This window comes from Flavobacterium sp. FG68 (assembly GCF_057808895.1).
This window is the reverse complement of sequence record NZ_JBMDIY010000023.1, coordinates 26,297-48,579: the sequence shown is the minus strand read 5'-3', so window position 1 is coordinate 48,579 and position 22,283 is coordinate 26,297. Positions and strand designations below refer to the sequence as shown.

Here is a 22,283-nt window from a genome sequence, read left to right as displayed (position 1 = left end):
ATGATACAAAATCCAAAGAGATATACTATTACTGCGGCATTGCCTTATACAAACGGACCAATCCATATTGGCCATTTGGCGGGGGTTTACGTGCCTGCAGATATATATTCGAGATATTTGCGTTTGCAAAATAAAGATGTTGCTTTTATCTGCGGAAGCGATGAACACGGTGTTGCAATTTCGATGAAAGCAAAAAAAGAAGGAATTACACCACAAGAAGTTATAGATAAATATGACGGAATTATTCGCAAATCATTTTCTGATTTCGGAATTTCATTTGATAATTATTCCAGAACTTCGGCAAAAGTCCATCATGATACAGCATCGGAATTCTTTAGGACTTTGTATGATAAAGGCGATTTTATTGAAGAAGTAACAGAACAATTGTACGATGCAAAAGCGAATCAGTTTTTAGCAGATCGTTTTGTGGTTGGAACTTGCCCAAGATGCGGTAATGATGGAGCTTATGGAGATCAATGTGAAAATTGCGGATCGACTTTGAATGCGACTGATTTAATTAATCCGAAATCGACAATTACCGGAGAAACTCCAATTTTAAAAGAAACAAAACACTGGTTTTTACCTTTAGACCGTTATTCTGATTTTTTAACAGAATGGATTTTAGTTGGACATAAAAACGACTGGAAACCGAACGTTTACGGACAAGTTAAATCATGGATCGACGGCGGACTTGAGCCTCGTGCCGTAACGCGTGACCTTGATTGGGGAATTGATGTTCCGGTTGAAGGTGCCGAAGGAAAAAAATTATATGTTTGGTTTGATGCGCCTATCGGATACATTTCGTCTACGAAAGAATGGGCGGCAGAAAAAGGAAAAGACTGGGAACCGTATTGGAAAGATAAAGACACGAAACTGGTTCACTTTATTGGGAAAGACAATATTGTTTTTCACTGTATCATTTTCCCTGCAATGCTTAAAGCCGAAGGAAGCTATATTTTACCAGATAACGTTCCGGCAAATGAGTTCCTGAATTTAGAAGGAAACAAACTTTCGACTTCTAAAAACTGGGCAGTTTGGCTGCACGAATATTTAGAAGATTTCCCAGAGAAACAAGATGTTTTGCGTTACGCATTAACATCAAACGCTCCCGAAACAAAAGATAACGATTTTACATGGAAAGATTTCCAAGCTAGAAATAACAATGAATTAGTTGCCATTTTTGGAAACTTCATTAATCGTGTTGTGGTTTTAACTAACAAATATTACGAAGGTGTTATTCCAACCCCAAATGAGTTTTCAGAAATTGACGAAGCAACTTTAGCAGAATTAAAAGCGTATCCGGCGGTTATTTCAAGTTCTGTTGAGCGTTACAGATTCCGTGAAGCTTTAGGTGAATTGATGAATGTTGCCCGTTTAGGAAACAAATATCTTGCTGATGAAGAGCCTTGGAAAGTAATGAAAGATGATCCGGAACGTGTAAAAACTCAAATGTATGTTGCACTTCAAATCGCTGCTGCATTAAGCGTTTTATCTGAACCTTTCTTGCCTTTTACAGCAAATAAACTTTCGAAAATTTTAAATATCAAAGATTTAAGTTGGAATTTGGAATTTGAAGATTGGAATTTATATCCTGAAGGACACAAAATTGGTGAAGCAGAATTGCTTTTCGCAAAAATAGAAGACGAAGAAATACAAAAACAAATAGATAAATTGGAAGCTACAAAAACCGCTAACCTTGCCGAAAACAAACAAGCTGAACCGCAAAAAGATTTAATTCAGTTTGATGATTTTGCCAAAATGGACATTCGTATCGGAACTATTCTGGAGGCCGAAAAAATGCCAAAAGCAAACAAACTTTTGGTTCTTAAAGTTGATACCGGAATTGACGTTCGTACAATTGTTTCGGGAATTGCTGAGAGTTTTTCTCCAGAAGAAATCATAGGAAAACGCGTTTCTGTTTTAGCTAATTTAGCACCAAGAGCTTTACGCGGAGTTGAAAGCCAAGGAATGATTTTGATGACAACAAATGCCGAAGGAAAATTGGTTTTTGTAAATCCTGATGCTGATGCGCCAAATGGAGCGACAGTAAATTAATTTAATTTATTTCAACAATAACTCAATGAAAGTTATCTACCTAAAATATGTGGCAGATAACTTTCTTTATTTAAATATCATTCAATAAATAATTATAATTTTGAGTACATCAAGTAATATTATGGATTTGAATTTTCTAAATACACCTCAAAATATCTCCGATTCATCCGAAAAAGAACTTTATAAAATTTCTAATGATCAAGAAATAGCAATTGAAAAGAGCCGAATAGAGATTGAAAATGGATGTTTTCATAAAAATGAAGATGTGATTTCTGAAATGCGAGAATGGTTAAAAAAGAAATAGTTTGGTCTTCTTTGCTGTGGTAAATTAAATTCTAAAATTATATATGAAAAAAACTATCCTTTTTATTTTATTTCTAACAATAACAAATTCACATGCACAGCAAAATATCTTTGGTGTTCCACAGAATTCAGCAACTACTCAAAGCAAAATGGATATTGCAAAAAAATATACAGATCAAGCTTACATTGCTTACGCAGATGGAAATATTGAAAAGTCAAAATATTTTATTGATCAATCTCAAAAAGATGGATTTAAAAGCGGTGATTTTTATTATTTACTTGGTGCATATATGTACAGAACAAATGAATTAAAAGCAGCAAAACGTTATTGGAATATTGCTTATAAAGAAGGCGGATGTTGGGAATGTAAGGAATATTTGGAAAAATTAAAAAACAAAGAACCTTTAGAAAATATACTATTAGCAAATGCAAAAAATTATGTCGAAAAATTAAATGCAAAAAATTAACAATACATAAGATATTATTTTTTGAAAGAAATAACTTTCTTTTTTGTTTGATTTTTTAAAACATTTTGTAAGTTTGTTCTGCAAAAAATACACTATAGGATTTATTTAGGAACTTTCTAATAAAAGTTAACATAAGCGAATCCCTCGTCATGATGTCCCTGAGGAAACAATGGGAAAACCTATCCCTATGGGGTATTTTTTGCACATCTAAAACGAGGGATTCGTGCGTTTAATATTTTCAGGTTTATGCAAAAAAGAGAAAATGAAAAAACAACAGAAACAGCTGTAATGACAGCAATGGCAAAATTCCTTTCAGACCTTTGGTCTGTAGATGATTTTAGAGATCAACACGAATGTTTGTCTGAAATTTTCGAGACAATTCTGTTAACTGAAATGGGCGATGATCAAGATCTGAGAATCAGAATGATAAACTCCATTCGAACCAGTAAAATGTTAGCAGAAACGCTCGGCTCTTTTTCTGATACGGAAATTAACAATGCCTGCAGGAAAATCATGAATGCATAATACCACACAAAAACAAATTTAATCCTCATTTTTAAGTTTAATAAAAATGTGTCGTTAGGCACAAAATATCGGTAGCCACTAATTTGAATATTTGTTGGCGTGCCGTAGGTACGCAATGGTTAATGTTGTTGCGTACCAACGGCACGCTGGATTTATTCCAATTTATTTTTTCTACCGATATTTTGTGCCTAACGGCACATTTTTCCTTGATTCGTTTTATTAAAAATGTGATCTTCGCCAAAAATAAATAATACTTATCCATGGTCAAAAAATTCCTATTTGTTTCTTTACTTTTAAATACTTTCATTTCCTTTTCACAAGATATTGTAAAAGAATTTGATTTTAAATTAGAAAAGAAGAGAGATTTTTTTCAGGTGGTTAACGAATCTGAAAAAGAAGTTATTCTGTTTTTAAATGATAAGGAAAAGGTTTCAGCAATTAGATTTGATAAAACTTTTTCGATCAAAGATTCATTGTCTGCGTCAAGACCGGAAAAAAAGTATGAAGAAATTATTGGATACACCCAAAATAAGGATAATTACTTTGTTTTTTGGGGATCTGAAGACAGAAAAGAAATTAACGCACAATCTTTTAATTTTACATCTAAAAAAACCGAAACAAAACCAATTCATTTAGAATTAAAAAAGGAAAAAATAGTTAAGGAACTTACGATTAACAATCGGTTTTACCTGATTACTATTGTAAAAAACACAGGTATTTTAAAATTTTATATCTCTGATAATAATGGAAATCTAAATGAAAAAACGCTAGACTTATCTCATTTAGAATTCAAAAACATATTTAATCATACTGAAAATTTATATACCGTTTTAACTGATGAATATTCAGAACCCAATTTTCAAACTATAGCCAATGACAGTCCGCCATCATTAGCACTGAGTTCTAAAAGATATAAAATTTACACCTATAATCCTGATGAAATTATTTTCACTATGGATAATAATACAAACGCAACACAGGTTTTAAGAATTAATATTCAGGATTTTACATCAAATCTAAAATCGATTGAACAGCAAAAAACAGCTAAGGGAGAATATGGTGCGATATCGTTTAGATCGAATTCTTTTTTAATTGACAATAAATCCTCCAGATAAAGACTAATTCGTACGTTTTGTTTTTTACGATTAGCGATCTAAATGGTAATAAGATTAATGAATATAAAGTTTTGCATGATGAGGAAATAGGATTTAAAAATTCTGATTTTTTTCAACAAAAGAATGGCTTATTGATACAAAACGATGGTTTTCTTATCAGCACAAAACCTATTAAAAATTCCGAACAGTTTCTTAGGAAAATTAATGACTCACCAAGCATATCATGTTATAATTTAAATGGTGTTTATTATACTATTATAGGAAGTTCTCAAGATATATCCCGCGGTGGCGGCGGAATGACGGGAATGGGAATGTCTACCGGAGGAATGGGCGCTGGAATGAGTTTTGTTCCATATCAAAGATGTTATACTGTAGAAAATCTAATTTCTTATAAAGATAAATTTGTGGTTTATACGAATTGCCTGTTCGATTCTAGTTTTAATCATCTCAATGGTGAAATGAGGGCTTCGGCTTTTGATAAGGCCAGAACTTTCGTAGAAGAGAACGAAGAAATCAAAGAAAGTGTTTCAATATTTACTACAAGTCTCTATAAAGATTTAATACTTTTTAAGTTGAATAGCACTTTGTACTTAGGAAATTACAGCAAGAAAAATAAAAAATATCAGATTTTTAGTTTCTCTGAATAATTAAATACGTATTCGGTTCAATTAAAATCTGAGCTTTCAAATCAACAATTTGAATAGCAAACCAAAATAATATGAAAATCACCAAACCACGATTGGCTTTAATCTGCGGAATACTTTGTATTTCTGTCTTTCCAATATTAATAAAACTAAAACTAGCGCCAGGATTAATTTCGGCTTTTTACCGAATGTTTTTTGCAGTTGTTTTGCTTTTGCCATATGTTGTTTTAAGTAAAAACTTTAAACTTCCAAGTTTGAAATTTGCACTTTTGGCGATGCTTTGCGGTGTTTTATTTTCTTCGGATGTTGCAGTTTGGAATATTGCTATTCAGGATTCGAGTGCAACTCAGGCTTCTTTGTTAACTAATTTATCTCCGGTTTGGGTTGGAATTGGTTCATTTTTGTTTCTGAAATCAAAACCAGCGACAAACTTTTGGATTGGAACAATTGTTTCTTTATTTGGAATGGTGACTTTAGTTGGATTTGAGTTTTTTATTGATCTCAATTTCAATCAGGCTTTTCTGTTTGCCGTTTTATCCGGAATCTTATATTCGATTTATCTTTTGGTGAGTAAAAATGTACTTTCTCAAGTAGATGTTTTATCGTTTATGACCATTAGCTTAACTGCATCAAGTATATATTTAGGAATTCTTTGTTATTCTTTAAACGAACCTTTTACAGGATTTTCAAATACAGGCTGGTTTGTCCTGATTCTTCAAGCCGTAATTTGTCAATTGTGCGCCTGGCTTTCTATTAGTTATGCAACGCAGCATATGCGCGCAACAAGAGTTTCATTAAGTTTATTGAGTCAGGCTGTAATTACCTCGATTTTGGCTTGGTTATTTTTAGAAGAAAAAATAACTTTACAAATGGTTTTCGGCGGAATCGTTTTACTTTTCGGAATCCGAATTACGTTTTATGATAAGACTATTTCTTTAAAGAGGCTGTTTTCTAAATAATTTGGCCCGCTGATTTTACGGATGAAACCGGTTTACGCAGATTGATTTTTAAATTTGTTGCTGAAAAGCTCTCCCGCAGATTGAGCAGATTGAGCAGATTTATTTTTTAAAAAATCTTTAAAATCATTTTAATCTGTGGCAAAAAAATTAGTGAAAATTAGTGCAATTCGTGGCAAAAGCTTTTCACGCAGATTTAGAAGATCAAAAGGATAAAAATCATTTTAATCTTTTTAATCTGTGGCAAAAAAATTCGTTGTAATTTGTGTAATTCGTGGCAAAAAAACCTGAAACAAAGAAAACCTGAAACTTGAAACAACAAAAAACCTGAAACAAAAACACCATGTTACATAAAAGCAAAATACCAAACTTAAAAGTAATCGCATTTGATGCCGATGATACTTTATTTGTAAACGAACCTTATTTTCAGGAAACAGAACACAAGTTTTGCGCTTTGATGGAAGATTATCTTTCACATCAGGGCATTTCGCAAGAATTATTTAAAATCGAAATTGCAAATTTACCTTTATACGGTTACGGAATTAAAGGTTATATTCTTTCAATGATTGAAGCGGCAATGAACATTTCAAACAATACAATTCCGGTTGAAGTGATCGAAAAGATAATTCAATACGGAAAAGAACTGCTTGAAAAACCAATTGAGCTTCTTGATGGAATCGAAGAAACACTGCAGGCTTTACACGGAAAATATAAGTTGGTAGTTGCGACAAAAGGCGATTTAAAAGATCAGCACAGCAAATTGCATCGTTCTGGTTTGGGTCATTATTTTCACCATATCGAAGTAATGTCAGACAAACAGGAAATCGATTACGAGAAACTACTTGGTCGTTTAGATATTCAGGCACATGAATTTTTGATGATCGGAAATTCATTAAAATCAGATATTCTGCCAGTTTTAGAAATTGGCGGTTATGCCGTTCATATTCCGTTTCACACCACTTGGGAACACGAAAAAATAAACCATAAAGTTGAACACGAACATTTTAGTTCATTCGAAAAGATTACAGAAGTAGTCCATAATTTAATAAAATGAAAACACTTTTAGACTTAGAAAACTGGAACAGAAAAGAGCATTTTGCACATTTTAAACAAATGGAAGAGCCGTTTTTTGGTGCAACTGTCGAAATTGACTGCACCAAAGCATATCAAACTGCCAAAGAACTTAAGGTTTCCTTTTTCATTTTCTACTTACATAAAACGTTGGTTGCAGTAAACACAATCGAAAATTTCAGGTACAGAATTGCTGATGGCAAAATATACATTAATGACCGCATCGATGTTTCGGCAACAATTGGCCGAGAAGACGGCACTTTCGGATTTTCATTAATTGAATACAATCCTGATTTTAAAATCTTCGAGAAAAATGCCCTTGAAGAAATCGAACGCATTCAAAACACAACCGGACTTTTCACAAGATCTTTTGATGATGATAATGTGATTCATTTTTCGGCAATACCGTGGTTGAATTTTACCTCACTTTCGCACGCCAGGAGTTATACATTTCCAGACAGCTGCCCTAAAGTTTCCTTTGGTAAAGTGATAACATCTGAGACCGGAAAACGCACCATTGCAATGTCTGTTCATGTACATCATGGCTTAATGGACGGCTTACACGTAGGTCAATTTGTAGATTTGCTTCAGGATCAGATGAATAAAAAATAATCCTTATCTTACTTTTTGTCTTATTTTAATACTTTAAAACCTTTTATTGGAATAGCTAAGCAGTATTAAATTCGTTGGTTTGGGGAAAATTTTAAAACTCAAATTACAATGAAAAAATCTGTAATTATTCTCGCATTTGCTTTAGGCTTAACAGGCGTAAATGCACAAACAGAAACAAATTCTTCGAACAATTACAATAAGTGGTCTATAGAATTTGCTGGTGGTGTAAACAAGCCTCAAAAACCATTTTCTGACGGTTACTTTACAAGTACCCCAAGTCCATGGGTTGGTGATTTAGGAGTACGTTACATGTTCAATAACAAATTTGGTTTGAAAGCTGATTTTGGTTATAACAGCTTCAAAGGTAAAAGCAACTCTTTAGATTTTGATTCAAAATACTACAGAGTAGATTTACAAGCTGTTGCGAACTTAGGGCGTATCATGAATTTTGAAACATGGACTAACACTATTGGTTTATTAGGACATGCTGGTTTTGGTTATTCTCAATTGAGAAATGACAATTTTAGAGGAGCAGACGAAATGGGTAACTTTATTGCTGGTGTAACTGGTCAAATAAAATTATCAAACAGACTTGCTTTAACCGGAGATTTCTCTACAATCTTTAACGCATCTCAGGATCGTTCTTTTGACGGAGCTTATCTTCCTGAAAACAGAGGTTACTCTGGATTAATTTTCAACGGTACAGTTGGATTAACTGTTTATTTAGGTAAAAACACTAAACATGCTGACTGGACTGTAGTTTCTGAAAATGTTGATCTTTCTGCGTATGACAACAAAATCGCTGATCTTGAAAACAGAATCAAAAACATGCCGGAAAAACCGGTTATCGTAGAAAAACCGGTTACAAACAATGTTGTTAATGACAGAGATGTTGTTAAAGATTTGATTAATGACAAGTATTACAGTGTATACTTTGATTTCAACAAAGCAACTCCTATTGAAAATTCAACTGCTGCAATTGATGTTGTTTTATCTTATTTAAGAAAAAACCCTTCAGCATCTCTTGATATTATTGGATATGCTGACCAAGTTGGAAAAGCAGACTACAATGAGAAATTATCAAATGCAAGAGCAGAAAACGTGAAAAAGATTCTAACTCAAGCTGGAATTGCTTCTTCAAGATTAAATGTTGTTGCTGCAGGATCTGATACTTCAATCCAAAAAGATTCAGACGAAGCTAGAAGATTAGCTAGAAGAGTTACTTTTAAAGTAAAATAATTCCTTTAAAAAGTAATAAATTCAAAAGCCCGAAAGTTAATTCTTTCGGGCTTTTTTGTTTTTTATTGTGTCAAAATATCTATTCCGCTTTCTATTCATAAATTATAATCACAATTATTTGATTAAATTTGGAATAATATTTGCCCGTAAAAACTCATGAAAAAACTTGTACTTTTTTTGCTTTTACTTTCTAAATCAGTATTGTTAAGTCAGACAGTATTGAATTCATTTCCGTTAAACTTAAACAATCCTCTGGAAGATGGTCAAATTTTAAATGTTGAAGATGTAAAAACGCACAATATTTATGTTTTTGCCGCCGATGATAAAAAGGTCAACATTTTAAAATATAACAAATCACTATTTCTCACCAATCAATTTACAGATTCTATAAAAAGTGTAGAAAAGAGATCACTAATTGGTTGCAGCATTAATGAAGATGGTAATCCCCTGCTTTATTGGAGTTCTCAGAATTTAAGAAATATCAGAATCGTTAAATATTTTTTGGAAACAAAAACTTCTCGATCTTTAAATTTCGATTTCCCGGAAGGCAATGAATATATTATAACGAGTTTTCAAAAAAACAATAATTTTTATGTTCTGGCTAAAGAAAAAAGCCAGCAGCATCTTCTGCTCTATGAATTTAAAAACGGAAACTGTGAAATAAAAATGTTTGACTTTTCAGGTTTTAAATTTCAAACCGAAAAAGGACAAAACTTAACTTTTAACTCTCTTATTCGATATTATCCCATTCAAAAAATGGAGTTAAATGATTTTAATCCTCTTGATAAGGCTTCAAACATAAACAAAATGTATGTTCTCGACGATCATATCATTTTGACATTTGACTATAGTTTTCAAAAAACACAGGTTTTCGATCTTAACATAAAAACACTTGAAATTACAGAGAAAAATTTTAATCAGCCTGCTTCTCTTAAAACATCTAAAACTTCCAATTCATTTTATAATCAAAATAAACTCTACCAAATTAAGGCCAACAGCGACGAGTTTTTATTTGATATAAAAGATTTCGAGTCAGGAAAAGTGATTAAAAACATTTCGGTTTCAAAAAATGATACTATCCGTTTTAAAAACTCGCCTTTGTTTCTTCAAACAAATAGTAATAAACCTCAGGAATTAAAAACTACGGCTAAATTCCTGAAACAATTAGCAGACTTAAGCGTTGGAGTTTCTGTTTTAGAAAACAGAAAAAACAGTTATTTGACATTTGGAGGTTATGTAGAATATATTGTTTCAAATTTTGAATACGGGCAAAATGATTTTTATGATGCCGGAAACTCCTATTATTCACAAAACAAAATGGTTTTCTTTGATTCTGTACTGAACGAAAACAATGATTTTTTGACTGCAGTAAAATCAGAACCTCTGGCAATTGATAATATTTTCTATTATTTAAGCACAAATAAAAATGTATTGCTTCAAAATATTATAAAATTAAAAGACTACTCCATTTTGAGCTATTACGATGATACTCAAAAGCAATTTATAATTCGTAAATTCACAGATGGTTTTATAAGAGAAGACAACGGAAACCCAATTATGAATAAGTCTATATTCTCGAAACCGGCATCTTTTGGGCAAATCAAAACCCATTAAATTTATAGATAATTAACCCAAATGTCTCAATGTTTTAGAGGTTTGAAAAAATGGTTTGGAATATTTTAGTTAATTTTACAAAAAAGACATCATTATGCTATCAAAAAATATTGAAACAGCTTTAAATAAGCAGATCCGCATAGAAGCAGAATCTTCGCAAACTTATCTTTCTATGGCTTGTTGGGCTGAAGTACACGGATTAGAAGGAATCTCTCAATTTATGTACACACAATCAGATGAAGAGCGTGCACATATGCTTAAATTAGTAAAATATGTGAACGAACGCGGAGGACATGCTCTCATCACAGATCTAAAAGCACCTAAAATAACCTATTCTACTTTTAAAGAAATGTTTGAGGAGCTTTATAATCATGAAATTTTTGTTTCGCAATCTATCAACGAATTAGTACACATAACTTTTGAAGAAAAAGATTATGCAACACATAATTTCTTACAATGGTATGTTTCTGAACAAATCGAAGAAGAAGCTACAGCTAAATCTATTTTAGATAAAATCAATTTGATTGGTGAAGATAAAGGCGGACTTTATTTGTTTGACCGTGATATTCAGCAATTAACAGTTACAAGTTCGATTGCCATCAACCCAAAATAAAAAAGTTAAAGTTTATTTAGAACATTTAAAAATAACTTTTTTCTTTTATATTTGTCTCTGTTTTTAATAATACAGAGGAAAATTGGGCAAGAAAGAGAAAGATAAGGACAAGAAAAAGGATAAAAAGAAAAAAAAGAACGCTGTTATCCTTGACAAGATCAAGAAGATTGAAAACTGTAAATCTTCTTGTTGTGAGAAATATAAAAAGAGTGAAAAGAAACGCTGCTCACGCTGTCCTATGTTTGATTTATTCAAAAAAACTGCTTAACGAAATATAGAAAACCCACCAGGAAATCTGGTGGGTTTTTAATTTTAATTATATTCGTCTTCTGATTTTAAAAAAGTCGCTATTGCATTATGAAAAACCAAATCATTATACCAAAATCAAGTCTTGATTTTTTATATCAACTGAAACAAAACAATAACAAACCCTGGTTTGAAGAGAATAAACCAAAGTATTTAATCGAATTAAATCACATTGAAACTTTTGCAGAAGCACTTCTACAAGAACTTTCAAAAACAGATGTTTTAGAAACTCAATCTGGAAAAAGAAGCGTTTATAGAATTTATCGCGACATTCGTTTCTCTAAAGATAAAACGCCTTTTAAAGCTTATTGGGGTGGAAGTTATAAACGAGCCACAAGCGCACGCCGAGGCGGATATTATTTTCATATCGAAAAAGGAAACACTTCATTAATCGGTGGTTTTTGGGGACCAAATGCTGCTGATCTAAAACGTATAAGAAGTGAGTTTGCTCACGATCCTGAAACATTCAAAAAAATATTAAACTCAAAATCTTTTAAAAGCACTTTTGGAGTTCTGCAAGGCGAACAGCTTAAAACAGCACCAAAAGGTTTTGACAAAGATCACGAAGCCATAGATTTACTTCGTTTCAAACAATATTTGATCATCAAACGATTTACAGATGAGGAAGTTTTGAGTCCGCAGTTTTTAGAACATGCTTTAGAAACTTTCAAAAACATGAGACCCTTTTTCGATTATATGAGTGAAGTCCTTTCGACAGATATAAATGGAGCTTCGGTTTTATAAATTTCAACACAAAAGTTAAACCCGACAGGTTTTTAAAACCTGTCGGGTTTGTTGTAAAGACAAGTTAGGAATAAACCTGTCGGGTTTCGCGGCGTTTAGGCAAGATTATCTATTTAAGCAGTAAAATCTCGTTTACAACAACTTCGGTAACATATCTTTTTTCTCCATTTTTGTCATCGTAACTTCTGTGCGTTAACTTTCCGTCAACTGCGACTTCTTTTCCCTTCACTACAAATTTCTCAATGATTTCGGCAGTTTTCCCCCAAGCTGTAACTCGGTGCCATTCGGTTTGTTCTACTTTTTCGCCTTTATCATTTTTGTAAATCTCGTTTGTTGCGATACTCAAATGAGCCAGTTTTCTTCCGTTTTCTAATGTTCTAATTTCAGGATCTTGTCCTACGTTACCAATAAGTTGTACTCTGTTTTTCATTGCATTCATGGCGTATACTATTTAAATGTTCATATAAAATTCGCTGATTAATTTCAACGAGGCAAAGGTGCGGTCGTTGTCCTGAAATATTCGGTTGCAAACTATTTACTTTCGGTTGTAAATATTTGTAAGCGTTTGTAAATGGAAGTTATTTTTGCTATATTTGAGAGAAATCGTACATATATGCAGAAAGAAATTAAAAAAGTTGAGTTACGAAACCTTGCGTTTGAAGATTACAAACAATTGAAAAATTCAATGGTTGAATCGTATCCAGAAATGGCGAACTCCTACTGGAGATCAAATGATATAAAAAAACTACTCTCAATATTTCCCGAAGGACAATTGGTAATCTTAGTCGACGGCGTTGTTGTAGGCTCGGCATTATCGTTAATTGTCGATGAAAAATTAGTCGATAAACGACACAATTACAGACAAATTGTTGGTGATTATACTTTCTCTACTCATAATCCTGACGGCGAAATTTTATACGGAATTGATGTTTTTATTCATCCCAACTATCGCGGACTACGTTTGGGCCGACGTCTTTATGATGCCAGAAAAGAACTTTGCGAACAATTAAACTTAAAAGCTATTGTTTTTGCAGGCAGAATCCCGAACTACAATCAATATTCTAAAAAATTTTCTCCTAGAACTTATATTGAAAAAGTAAAAGACAAAGAACTTCATGATCCTGTTCTATCTTTTCAGTTAAGTAATGATTTTCATGTTCTCCGCATCATCAAAAATTATTTGGAAGGAGACGAAGAATCAAAAGAGTTTGCAGTTCTTCTGGAATGGAACAACGTTTATTATGATGAAAGTCCGAAATTGATTAATTCTGAAAAAAGTATTATTCGATTGGGACTAATTCAATGGCAGATGCGTCAGCTTAATAATGTTGAAGCTCTTTTTGAACAGGCCGAATTTTTCATTGATGTCGTTTCCGGCTATGGAAGCGATTTTGCATTATTCCCGGAACTTTTTATCGCTCCTTTAATGGCCGATTACAATCATTTATCTGAAGCCGAGGCGATTCGGGAATTGGCAAGACATTCAGATCCTATTCGAAAACGTTTCCAGGAATTTGCTATTTCATACAACATTAACATTATCACAGGAAGTATGCCGCATCTCGAAAACGGTATTTTATACAATGTTGGCTTTTTATGTAAAAGAGACGGAACTTCTGAAATGTATTCTAAAATACATATAACGCCAAATGAAGTGCATCATTGGGGAATGAAAGGCGGATCTGAGTTTAAAACCTATGACACAGATTGCGGTAAAATTGGAATTTTAATTTGCTACGATGTCGAATTCCCTGAACTTTCAAGATTACTGGCCGATGAAGGAATGAATATTCTTTTTGTTCCATTTTTAACCGATACCCAAAATGCTTATACCCGAGTTAAGCATTGTTCACAGGCACGCGCAATTGAAAATGAATGTTACGTTGCCATTGCCGGCTGCGTTGGAAATCTTCCGAAGGTAAATAATATGGACATTCAATATGCACAGGCTTCGGTTTTTACACCTTCTGATTTTGCTTTTCCAAGTAACGGAATCAAAGCAGAAGCAACCCCAAATACTGAAATGACACTTATCGTTGACGTCGATTTAAATTTATTAAAACATCTTCATGAACATGGAAGTGTGCGAATTTTAAAAGACAGACGAACAGATTTATATCAAATTAATAAATTGTAATCGATGAGAACATGTCTTGAATGCTCGGAAAAACTTGTAGGCCGGGAAGATAAAAAGTTTTGTTCAGACAACTGTCGAAATGCCTACAACAATAAAATAAATAAAGACAGCAACAATTTCATGCGAAATGTAAACAACAAATTACGAAAAAATTACCGTATTTTGTCAGAGCTGAATGTTGACGGAAAATCAAAAGCAACTAGGGAGAAAATGATTAATAAAGGTTTTGATTTTGATTTCTTTACTAATATCTTGCAAACCAAAACAGGAAATACCTACTATTTCTTGTATGACCAAGGATATAGGTCTTTGGACAATGATTATTATATGCTTGTTAAAAAAGAAATTTAGTTATTCATCATGAGAAAAAACCCCACCTCGATTCTGGCAGTTGTCTTAATTCTAGCCATTTTAGGTATCATTTATGCCACAATGATGCCGCAATACATTTCAAAAAATGATGAAGCTCTGGCTGATTTTTCGACGGAACGAGCTTTGAATCAGGTTGAAATTATTGCGCAAAAACCGCATTATGTGGGTTCAACTAATCATGAATTGGTAGCCAATTATCTTAAACTGGAGCTAAACAGAATTGGATTAGAAACAAGCGTTCAGGAAGGTTTTACTCTTAACGATAAAGGGCTTTTAGTCAAATCTAAAAATATTCTTGCAAGAATTAAAGGAACAAATAGTTCAAAAGCACTTTTATTACTTTCTCATTATGACAGCGCGCCACATTCTTTTTCAAAAGGAGCAAGCGACGATGCATCTGGAGTTGCCACAATTCTGGAAGGAATCAGAGCTTTTTTATATGCTAAAGAACCTCAAAAAAATGATATCATTATTCTCTTTTCAGATGCTGAAGAATTAGGTTTAAACGGAGCTGCCCTTTTTGTAAACAAACATCCATGGGCAAAAGATGTAGGTCTGGTTTTAAACTTCGAAGCAAGAGGAACTTCCGGACCAAGTTATATGCTGATGGAAACCAACAAAGGAAACCAAGCACTTGTACAGGAATTTACAAAAGCAAAAGCATCTTATCCGGTATCAAACTCATTGATGTACAGCATTTATAAAATGCTTCCAAATGATACTGACTTAACCGTTTTTAGAGAACAGGGAAATATTCAGGGATTTAATTTCGCTTTTATCGACGGACATTACAATTATCACACACAGCAGGACGATGTTCAGCATTTAAATAAAATGACTCTTGCGCATCAAGGTTCTTATTTGATGCCATTATTACGATACTTCGCAAATGCTGATTTAAACCAAACGGCTTCAACAGAAGATTATGTTTATTTCAGCGCTCCTTTTTCTTTCATCAGTTATCCGTTTTCTTGGGTAATGCCAATGACTTTAATCGCTTTTGGTCTATTAGTACTTTTCATGTTTATCGGAAAAGCCAAAAGAATGATTACTTTAAGAGAAATATTCAAAGGTTTTGTTCCGCTTTTAGGATCTTTAATCATAGCTGGTTTAGTTACCTTTTTAGGATGGAAAATTATTTTAGAAATCTATCCGCAGTATTCTGATCTCTTAAACGGATTTACATATAACGGCCACGCTTATATTGGCGCATTTGTAACCTTAAGCATTGCCATTTGTTTCGCTTTTTACCATCATTTTTCTGATGCAAAAATTACGATGAACCACTTTGTAGCGCCTTTGTTACTTTGGATTATAATAAATGGATTTTTGGCGAATAGTTTAACCGGAGCCGGATTCTTAATTATTCCGGTTTATTTCGGAATTCTTTTATTCGGAATTTTTGTTTTTACACAGCATTACAGTTTAGGTGTAAATTTAATTTTCAGTATTCCGGCTTTAGCCATTATTGCACCGTTTATTGTAATGTTCCCAATTGGTTTAGGATTAAAAATACTTTTTGGAAGTGCTGTTTTAACCGTTCTTCTCTTCGGATTATTACTGCCAATATTCAATACTTTTGCTAAAAAAGGCGCATGGATTATGGTTTTCTTTGCAGCATCGATTGGATTTTTTATCTACGCAGGATATCATTCTGGATACGAACACGGAAAAGCAAAATCAAACAGCTTACTTTACGTTTATAATGCTAATACAAACTCAGCGCTTTGGGCAACTTATGATGTAAATCTGGACGACTGGACGAAATCCTATTTAGGTCAGAAAAACCAAAAAGCGGTAGGCTTAAACAGTCTTCCTATTGCAAGTAAATACAATTCTGCTTTTACATACAGTGCCATTGCTCCTGTTGTTGATATTCCAAAACCTACTATTTCTTTCTTAAAAGATAGTGTCATCGGTAATAACAGATACATCAAAATCCAGATAACGCCAAATAGAAAAGTAAACCGTTACGATATCTACGCCAACCCAAAAATGACGTTTTACAACTTTAAAGCAAACGGCGTTTCAACTTCTGGCGCAAAAACAAATCGTTTAGAGCGCGACGGAATGCGTGTTATCTGTTATTATGTTGTAGGCAACGAACCGCTGGTTATGGATTTCTACATCAATAAATCATCTATTTTTGATATGGATTTAATTGAAAGTTCATTCGACTTAATGACAAATCCTCTATTGAAAGTGAAGCCAAGAAGCGACTGGATGATGCCAACACCATTTGTTTTAAATGATGCTATTATGGTTCAGCAGAAAATCAAGAGATATACCGCTCCCGTAGCCCCGCCGGTACAGCCAGCGCCAGTTCAGGATAGTGCCGTAATCGCAAAAGACAGTTTAATAAAACCGGTTATAAAGCCTGAATAAACCATAAAAACCATTTACTATGGCAACAAATGTTTCTACAATATTTTTAAGTGCGCCAATAGAAAAAGTCTGGGATGCATTGACAAAACCAGAATTAGTTAAACAATGGCAATACGGAAGTGATTTAATTACGGATTGGATAATCGGAAATGAAATAAGGTTCAGGAATGAATGGGAAGGTCAGGTTTTTGAACAATGGGGAACGGTTTTAGAAGTTTCTCCAAATCAAAAAATAAAATATTCATTGTTTTTTCCAAGACCGGAATTAGAAGACAAACCGGAAAATTATTTCATAATGAGTTATGTTTTATCTGAAGAAAATCAAAAAGTAAAACTCGAAATAATTCAGGAAGACAATCGTCCGGGAGCAGTTCAGGAAGAACCTCAAGGTGAAGAAAATCCAATTCTACAGGCTCTTAAAACTGTTGTTGAAGCTTAAAATTAGGTTCAAAGAGACAGAGTAACAAAGGCGCAAAGGTTTCTCAACATATCTATAAAAAACAAAAAGCACTATTTTCATAGTGCTTTTTTAGGCATGTTGAGAAACCTTTGCGCCTTTGTACCTTTGCACCTTTGTCACTTTTAACACGCACATTCAATTTTCAAACCTGTTTTAATTCCTTTTGCACCTTCTGTTGCATAACCGTCAAACTTCCACCACTCGATTCCGCCAATTAGTTCTTTTACTTTAAATCCTAATTTTGTCATATTCAAAGCGCCTTTAGTCGAAGCGTTGCAGCCAATTCCGTCGCAATACGTAACATACAAAATATCTTTATCTAAATGTTTTGTTGTTTCTGCCGACATTTCGCGATGCGGAATATTAATCGCACCCGGAATATGTTCTGCTTCAAACCCAAAAGCTTTTCTGGCATCCAACACTATTACTTTTTCACCATTATTCAAAGCATCAAATAAATCAGACGGATCCATTTCAAATGCTAGTTTATGCTCATAAAATTTAATTTGCTCTTCCATGACAATGTAGTTTTAATGATTTTGTTTTTTCAAAAGTAGCAACTCATATAGTGCCATAAAAACGAAAAGAATTCATGAACCGCATTAGTTTTTTTCATGCAAAAGCCAGTCTAAAATTTTGTTCCTTTGTATATAAATCTCAAAAAATGGAAATACGCCACCTAAAATTGATAAAAGCAATTGTTGAAGAAGGAAGCATTACAAAAGCAATTGACAAACTTCATTTGACACAATCGGCTTTGAGTCATCAGCTCAAAGAAGCAGAATATCAATTGGGTACAGCCATTTTTTTAAGAACAAACAAAAAACTGGTTCTCACAAAAGCAGGCGAAAAAATCTATGATTTGGCTAATGAAATTCTGGATAAACTTTCGCAGGCGCAAACACAGATAAAACAAATGGTTTATGGCGAATATGGCGAAATCAGAATCAGCACCGAATGTTTTTCAAGTTACCATTGGTTGCCGCCGGTTTTAAAACAGTTTCATCTTTTATATCCCAATGTTGAACTTAAAATTGTAACCGAAGCAACTCATATTCCGTTGCAAAAACTTTTAGAAAACACGATTGACATTGCCATTGTAAGCGATACAATAAAAGACAATCATATAAAATATACTGAGCTTTTTCAGGACGAAGTTGTAATGGCCGTTTCAGAAAATCATCCGTGGGCAGATAAAAAATACGTCGTTGCCGAGGATTTTATCAACGAACACTTAATTATTCATTCCCTACCGATGGAAACGGTTACCATTCATCAGTTTGTTTTGGCTCCAGCCAAAATAACGCCGAAAAAGGTAACCCCGCTTCCGTTAACAGAAGCATCTCTTGAAATGGTAAAAGCCGATATGGGCGTTATGTCGATGGCAAAATGGGCATTACAGCCACATTTAAAGAATAATCCAATTAAAGCGGTAAAAGTGGGCAAAAACGGCTTAAAACGAAAACATTTCATCGCGACGAGAGCAAACGAAACGTATCCGGATTATTTTCAGCACTTTATTAATTTTCTACAAAACGAAATCAACCTGCAATGGAATATTCAATAAGAAATTGCGAAATAACCGATTTGCCTAAATTGGTCATTTTATGCCAAAAACATGCAGAATTTGAGAAAGCTGATTTTTCTCCGGAAGGAAAAGAAGAAAAATTAAAAGAAGCTATTTTCAGTAAAAAACCAAAACTGTTCTGTTTGGTTGTTGCGGTAAAAGAAACAATTGTGGGTTATGTTTCCTATACTTTTGGTTATTCAACCTGGGACGCCGCCACTTTTATGTACATGGATTGTTTGTTTCTGGAAGAAGAAGCCCGCAGTTTCGGAATTGGTGAAGTTTTAATTGAAAAGTTAAAAGAAATTGGAATCAAAAATAACTGCATAAACATTCAATGGCAAACTCCTGAATTTAATACTAGAGCTATTAAATTTTACAACAGAATTGGCGCAAAAGGAAAAGACAAAGTTAGATTTACGCTAAATTTGATTTAATCTCGCAAAGTCGCAAAGACCCAAAGTTTTTTATTTATCGCCACAGATTAAAAGGATTAAAATGATTTTAAAATCTGCTCAAATCTGCAGAATCTGCGTGAAACAAAAAACCTTTGAACCTTTGAACCTTTGTATCTTTGCCCCTTTGAACCTCAAAAAAGAAATGAAACAAATAAGTATATTAGGCTGCGGCTGGTTAGGACTGCCTTTAGCAAAAAGGCTAATCGAAAAAAGAAATTCGGTAAAAGGATCTACAACTTCTGAAAATAAACTTTCTATTTTAGAAAATGCTGGAATAAATCCGTTTTTGGTTATTGTTGAAAGCGAAAATGTATCTAAAAACATTACTGATTTTTTAGCCGAAAGCGAAATCCTGATTATTGACATTCCGCCAAAATTGCGAGCGGTTTCATCAGAGTCTAAGAAGGTTTTTGTTCAGAAAATCGAAAACCTAATTCCGTTTATAGAGAAATCAAGTATTTCAAAAGTCCTTTTTGTGAGTTCAACTTCGGTTTATGGAGATGAAAATGAATTGATAACGGAAGAAACAAGACCAAATCCCGATACCGAAAGCGGAAAACAATTGGTTTTAGCCGAAGCAATTCTTCAAAAAAATCAAAACTTCAAAACCACAATACTACGTTTCGGCGGATTAATTGGCGAAGACCGACATCCCGTTAAATTTTTAGCAGGAAAAGAAAACCTCGAAAATCCCGATGCTCCAATAAATTTAATTAATCAAAAAGACTGTATCGCAATTATTGAAGAAATCATAAACCAATCAAAATGGAATGAAGTTTTCAACGCCGCTGCGCCTTTTCATCCAAGTAGAGAGAAATATTACACTCAAAAAGCAAAAGAACAAAACTTAGTTTTACCAAAATTCAGTTCTGAAAAGTCAAATATCAAAAAGATTATTTCAAGCGAGAAAATCGAAAACATTTTAAATTATCAATTTAAGCTGAAGGATTATTAAACTGAAATGTCAGGCTGAGCGAAGTCGAAGCCCTTTTGTTTCCATAAACCTTCGACTTCGCTCAGGGTGACAATAGTGTAAACTTTGTGAGCTTAGTTAAACAATAAAAACTTAAATTACTTACATAACTTATATGGTTTAAAAAAAACTTTGCGAACTTTGCGAAACCTTCGCGTCTTTGCGGTAAAAAACTCAGTAGTAAAATATGGAAACATTATATGTTAATTCACCTTTAGGAATCACCAAAATAGTTGGAGATGAAGATGGTATTGCAGTAATTTCCGTTTCTGATGTTGGTACAAATGAGGTTTCAAAGAAAATTCCAAAAGTTTTAAAAGATGCCGTTTCTCAGCTTGAAGAATATTTCGAAGGAAAAAGAACTGATTTCGATTTAAAACTGAATCCGCAAGGAACAGAATTTCAACAAAAAGTCTGGAAAGCATTACTGGAAATTCCGTATGGAAAAACAGTAAGTTACATGGATCAAACCAAAAAACTGGGCGATATAAAAGCAATTCGTGCAGTAGCATCTGCAAATGGTAAAAATCCGCTTTGGATTGTCGTTCCCTGCCACAGAGTTATCGGTACAAATGGTTCTTTAACCGGTTACGCCGGCGGATTGTCCCGCAAAAAATGGCTTCTGGAACACGAAAGTCCTTCTGCACAACAGAGTTTGTTCTAAAAAGTGTTCGCCACGAATTTCACGAATTTTCACGAATTTTTTTCTTTAATAATTATGACTCAAAAAATTCCTTTATTTAAAGAAAATTCATTCAATTAATAAATTCGTGCCCGAAAAAAAATCAAATTATTGTACATTTATATCCACAAAGAATTAGTGAAAATTCGTGAAATTCGTGGCAAAAAAATATGATTGAAAAAATAAACCTTAATAACATTCTCTTTCTTGATATAGAAACCGTTCCGGAAGAAGAAAACTTCAATTCTCTTGACGAAGAAATGAAGTCTCTTTGGGATTTAAAAACGCAATATCAGCGAAAAGACGATTTTACACCAGAAGAATTTTATGATCGCGCCGGAATTTGGGCAGAATTCGGAAAAATTATTTGTATTTCGGTTGGTTATTTTACAATCAAAGGCGATGTTCGAAATTTTAGAGTAACTTCCTTTTTTGGAGAAGAAAAAAAGATTCTGAAAGACTTTAATAATCTGCTGAACAATCATTTCAATCAGCCGCAGCATCTTTTATGCGGACATAACGCTAAAGAATTTGATATTCCGTTTATCGCACGCCGTATGATTATCAATCAAATTGCAATTCCGGACAAACTGAATTTATTCGGTAAAAAACCTTGGGAAATTGCACATCTTGATACTTTAGAATTATGGAAGTTTGGCGATTATAAGCATTTTACTTCTTTAAAGCTTTTGACCAAGATTCTCGGAGTCCCATCGCCAAAAGGCGATATTGACGGAAGTCAGGTAGCGCACGTCTATTATGTTGAAAAAGACATAGACAGAATTATAACGTATTGTGAAAAAGATACAATTGCAGTAGCGCAGATTTTCCTTCGTTTACGCCGTGAAGATTTACTGATTGATGATGAAATTATTCATGTATAGTTTTTTTGAGATTCTAAGATACTAAGGCGCTGAGATTCTAAGATTTTGAGACGCAAAATTAAATGAACTTATATAACTTATATGGTTTAATAAATTTTTAA

The 22,283-nt window shown here is 33.3% G+C and carries 24 protein-coding genes; 22 read left to right on the top strand and 2 right to left on the bottom strand.

The genetic code is table 11. The features are described from left to right. From metG to ACODSB_RS15245, 13 genes are all read left to right on the top strand, one after another. On the top strand, positions 1-2,055 hold the full coding sequence (gene metG, locus ACODSB_RS15305) for a methionine--tRNA ligase (protein ID WP_053473080.1): 2,055 nt from the start codon (positions 1-3) through the stop codon (positions 2,053-2,055). A gap of 100 nt (positions 2,056-2,155) precedes the next feature. Continuing rightward, positions 2,156-2,359: a hypothetical protein gene (locus ACODSB_RS15300; protein ID WP_488937682.1), complete on the top strand. Its 204-nt coding sequence runs from the start codon at positions 2,156-2,158 to the stop codon at positions 2,357-2,359. Positions 2,360-2,402: 43 nt separating this feature from the next. Then, entirely contained in the window at positions 2,403-2,825 is a 423-nt protein-coding gene (locus ACODSB_RS15295; protein WP_256636414.1) for a hypothetical protein, read from the top strand. Positions 2,826-3,071: 246 nt separating this feature from the next. Then, positions 3,072-3,350, top strand: a complete 279-nt coding sequence (locus ACODSB_RS15290) for a hypothetical protein (RefSeq protein WP_488937681.1) — start codon at positions 3,072-3,074, stop codon at positions 3,348-3,350. 260 nt (positions 3,351-3,610) lie between these two features. Further along, positions 3,611-4,465, top strand: coding sequence for a hypothetical protein (locus ACODSB_RS15285; RefSeq protein WP_488937680.1), 855 nt, complete (start codon positions 3,611-3,613; stop codon positions 4,463-4,465). Positions 4,466-4,596: 131 nt separating this feature from the next. Next, a complete protein-coding gene (locus tag ACODSB_RS15280) occupies positions 4,597-5,112 on the top strand; it encodes a hypothetical protein (RefSeq protein ID WP_488937679.1) in 516 nt (171 codons plus the stop codon). Between the two features lie 71 nt (positions 5,113-5,183). Continuing rightward, positions 5,184-6,068, top strand: a complete 885-nt coding sequence (locus ACODSB_RS15275) for a DMT family transporter (protein ID WP_488937678.1) — start codon at positions 5,184-5,186, stop codon at positions 6,066-6,068. Positions 6,069-6,408: 340 nt separating this feature from the next. Further along, the gene (locus tag ACODSB_RS15270) at positions 6,409-7,119 is read left to right on the top strand and encodes an HAD family hydrolase (protein WP_180856122.1); all 711 of its coding nucleotides are present in this window, start codon (positions 6,409-6,411) and stop codon (positions 7,117-7,119) included. After that, on the top strand, positions 7,116-7,748 hold the full coding sequence (locus tag ACODSB_RS15265; RefSeq protein WP_488937677.1) for a CatA-like O-acetyltransferase: 633 nt from the start codon (positions 7,116-7,118) through the stop codon (positions 7,746-7,748). Before ACODSB_RS15270 ends, ACODSB_RS15265 begins: the two co-directional genes overlap by 4 nt. Positions 7,749-7,856: 108 nt before the next feature. Continuing rightward, complete coding sequence (locus ACODSB_RS15260) at positions 7,857-8,987, top strand: OmpA family protein (RefSeq protein ID WP_488937676.1); 1,131 nt, start codon at positions 7,857-7,859, stop codon at positions 8,985-8,987. A gap of 156 nt (positions 8,988-9,143) precedes the next feature. Next, entirely contained in the window at positions 9,144-10,601 is a 1,458-nt protein-coding gene (locus tag ACODSB_RS15255; protein WP_488937675.1) for a hypothetical protein, read from the top strand. A gap of 94 nt (positions 10,602-10,695) precedes the next feature. After that, positions 10,696-11,214, top strand: coding sequence for a ferritin (locus ACODSB_RS15250; protein WP_053473090.1), 519 nt, complete (start codon positions 10,696-10,698; stop codon positions 11,212-11,214). A gap of 357 nt (positions 11,215-11,571) precedes the next feature. Then, positions 11,572-12,264: a DUF2461 domain-containing protein gene (locus tag ACODSB_RS15245; RefSeq protein ID WP_488937674.1), complete on the top strand. Its 693-nt coding sequence runs from the start codon at positions 11,572-11,574 to the stop codon at positions 12,262-12,264. Positions 12,265-12,373: 109 nt separating this feature from the next. Here the strand turns inward: ACODSB_RS15245 and ACODSB_RS15240 are convergent, their stop codons facing one another. Beyond that, the gene (locus tag ACODSB_RS15240; protein ID WP_154785089.1) at positions 12,374-12,703 is read right to left on the bottom strand and encodes a single-stranded DNA-binding protein; all 330 of its coding nucleotides are present in this window, start codon (positions 12,701-12,703) and stop codon (positions 12,374-12,376) included. Positions 12,704-12,877: 174 nt separating this feature from the next. On the opposite strand from ACODSB_RS15240, the gene ACODSB_RS15235 reads away from it, so the two are divergent. From ACODSB_RS15235 to ACODSB_RS15220, 4 genes are read left to right on the top strand one after another with little or no spacing between them, the layout of a single operon-like run. After that, complete coding sequence (locus tag ACODSB_RS15235; RefSeq protein WP_488937673.1) at positions 12,878-14,401, top strand: carbon-nitrogen hydrolase family protein; 1,524 nt, start codon at positions 12,878-12,880, stop codon at positions 14,399-14,401. Between the two features lie 3 nt (positions 14,402-14,404). After that, positions 14,405-14,752 carry a hypothetical protein gene (locus tag ACODSB_RS15230; RefSeq protein ID WP_053473094.1) on the top strand — a complete coding sequence of 116 codons (348 nt, stop codon included), beginning with the start codon at positions 14,405-14,407 and terminating at the stop codon, positions 14,750-14,752. Positions 14,753-14,761: 9 nt separating this feature from the next. After that, positions 14,762-17,158, top strand: coding sequence for a M28 family peptidase (locus ACODSB_RS15225; RefSeq protein ID WP_488937672.1), 2,397 nt, complete (start codon positions 14,762-14,764; stop codon positions 17,156-17,158). 19 nt (positions 17,159-17,177) lie between these two features. Beyond that, a complete protein-coding gene (locus ACODSB_RS15220) occupies positions 17,178-17,597 on the top strand; it encodes an SRPBCC family protein (RefSeq protein ID WP_488937671.1) in 420 nt (139 codons plus the stop codon). 143 nt (positions 17,598-17,740) lie between these two features. Here ACODSB_RS15220 and ACODSB_RS15215 read toward each other — a convergent pair whose 3' ends face one another. Next, a complete protein-coding gene (locus tag ACODSB_RS15215; protein WP_488937670.1) occupies positions 17,741-18,136 on the bottom strand; it encodes a rhodanese-like domain-containing protein in 396 nt (131 codons plus the stop codon). A 146-nt stretch (positions 18,137-18,282) separates the two neighbouring features. On the opposite strand from ACODSB_RS15215, the gene ACODSB_RS15210 reads away from it, so the two are divergent. The 5 genes from ACODSB_RS15210 (at position 18,283) to ACODSB_RS15190 (ending at position 22,182) form a co-directional block, all read left to right on the top strand. Then, positions 18,283-19,185, top strand: coding sequence for a LysR family transcriptional regulator (locus tag ACODSB_RS15210; protein ID WP_488937669.1), 903 nt, complete (start codon positions 18,283-18,285; stop codon positions 19,183-19,185). Next, positions 19,170-19,622: a GNAT family N-acetyltransferase gene (locus ACODSB_RS15205; protein ID WP_488937668.1), complete on the top strand. Its 453-nt coding sequence runs from the start codon at positions 19,170-19,172 to the stop codon at positions 19,620-19,622. Before ACODSB_RS15210 ends, ACODSB_RS15205 begins: the two co-directional genes overlap by 16 nt. Before the next feature lie 163 nt (positions 19,623-19,785). After that, complete coding sequence (locus ACODSB_RS15200; protein WP_488937667.1) at positions 19,786-20,598, top strand: NAD-dependent epimerase/dehydratase family protein; 813 nt, start codon at positions 19,786-19,788, stop codon at positions 20,596-20,598. 205 nt (positions 20,599-20,803) lie between these two features. Then, positions 20,804-21,280, top strand: a complete 477-nt coding sequence (locus ACODSB_RS15195) for a methylated-DNA--[protein]-cysteine S-methyltransferase (RefSeq protein ID WP_488937666.1) — start codon at positions 20,804-20,806, stop codon at positions 21,278-21,280. Between the two features lie 188 nt (positions 21,281-21,468). Beyond that, positions 21,469-22,182, top strand: a complete 714-nt coding sequence (locus ACODSB_RS15190; protein ID WP_053473101.1) for a 3'-5' exonuclease — start codon at positions 21,469-21,471, stop codon at positions 22,180-22,182. Positions 22,183-22,283: the final 101 nt, after the last annotated feature.

Bases quoted from the DNA above. Each gene is read 5' to 3' on its own strand.
- ACODSB_RS15270 (WP_180856122.1), top strand. From the start codon at position 6,409: ATGTTACATAAAAGCAAAATACCAAACTTAAAAGTAATCGCATTTGAT.
- ACODSB_RS15290 (WP_488937681.1), top strand. From the start codon at position 3,072: ATGCAAAAAAGAGAAAATGAAAAAACAACAGAAACAGCTGTAATGACA.
- ACODSB_RS15195 (WP_488937666.1), top strand. From the start codon at position 20,804: ATGGAAACATTATATGTTAATTCACCTTTAGGAATCACCAAAATAGTT.
- ACODSB_RS15200 (WP_488937667.1), top strand. From the start codon at position 19,786: ATGAAACAAATAAGTATATTAGGCTGCGGCTGGTTAGGACTGCCTTTA.
- ACODSB_RS15245 (WP_488937674.1), top strand. From the start codon at position 11,572: ATGAAAAACCAAATCATTATACCAAAATCAAGTCTTGATTTTTTATAT.
- ACODSB_RS15260 (WP_488937676.1), top strand. From the start codon at position 7,857: ATGAAAAAATCTGTAATTATTCTCGCATTTGCTTTAGGCTTAACAGGC.
- ACODSB_RS15225 (WP_488937672.1), top strand. From the start codon at position 14,762: ATGAGAAAAAACCCCACCTCGATTCTGGCAGTTGTCTTAATTCTAGCC.
- ACODSB_RS15250 (WP_053473090.1), top strand. From the start codon at position 10,696: ATGCTATCAAAAAATATTGAAACAGCTTTAAATAAGCAGATCCGCATA.
- ACODSB_RS15275 (WP_488937678.1), top strand. From the start codon at position 5,184: ATGAAAATCACCAAACCACGATTGGCTTTAATCTGCGGAATACTTTGT.
- ACODSB_RS15265 (WP_488937677.1), top strand. From the start codon at position 7,116: ATGAAAACACTTTTAGACTTAGAAAACTGGAACAGAAAAGAGCATTTT.
- ACODSB_RS15210 (WP_488937669.1), top strand. From the start codon at position 18,283: ATGGAAATACGCCACCTAAAATTGATAAAAGCAATTGTTGAAGAAGGA.
- ACODSB_RS15215 (WP_488937670.1), bottom strand. From the start codon at position 18,136: ATGGAAGAGCAAATTAAATTTTATGAGCATAAACTAGCATTTGAAATG.
- ACODSB_RS15255 (WP_488937675.1), top strand. From the start codon at position 9,144: ATGAAAAAACTTGTACTTTTTTTGCTTTTACTTTCTAAATCAGTATTG.
- ACODSB_RS15190 (WP_053473101.1), top strand. From the start codon at position 21,469: ATGATTGAAAAAATAAACCTTAATAACATTCTCTTTCTTGATATAGAA.
- ACODSB_RS15240 (WP_154785089.1), bottom strand. From the start codon at position 12,703: ATGAATGCAATGAAAAACAGAGTACAACTTATTGGTAACGTAGGACAA.
- ACODSB_RS15230 (WP_053473094.1), top strand. From the start codon at position 14,405: ATGAGAACATGTCTTGAATGCTCGGAAAAACTTGTAGGCCGGGAAGAT.
- ACODSB_RS15285 (WP_488937680.1), top strand. From the start codon at position 3,611: ATGGTCAAAAAATTCCTATTTGTTTCTTTACTTTTAAATACTTTCATT.
- metG (WP_053473080.1), top strand. From the start codon at position 1: ATGATACAAAATCCAAAGAGATATACTATTACTGCGGCATTGCCTTAT.
- ACODSB_RS15220 (WP_488937671.1), top strand. From the start codon at position 17,178: ATGGCAACAAATGTTTCTACAATATTTTTAAGTGCGCCAATAGAAAAA.
- ACODSB_RS15235 (WP_488937673.1), top strand. From the start codon at position 12,878: ATGCAGAAAGAAATTAAAAAAGTTGAGTTACGAAACCTTGCGTTTGAA.
- ACODSB_RS15205 (WP_488937668.1), top strand. From the start codon at position 19,170: ATGGAATATTCAATAAGAAATTGCGAAATAACCGATTTGCCTAAATTG.
- ACODSB_RS15295 (WP_256636414.1), top strand. From the start codon at position 2,403: ATGAAAAAAACTATCCTTTTTATTTTATTTCTAACAATAACAAATTCA.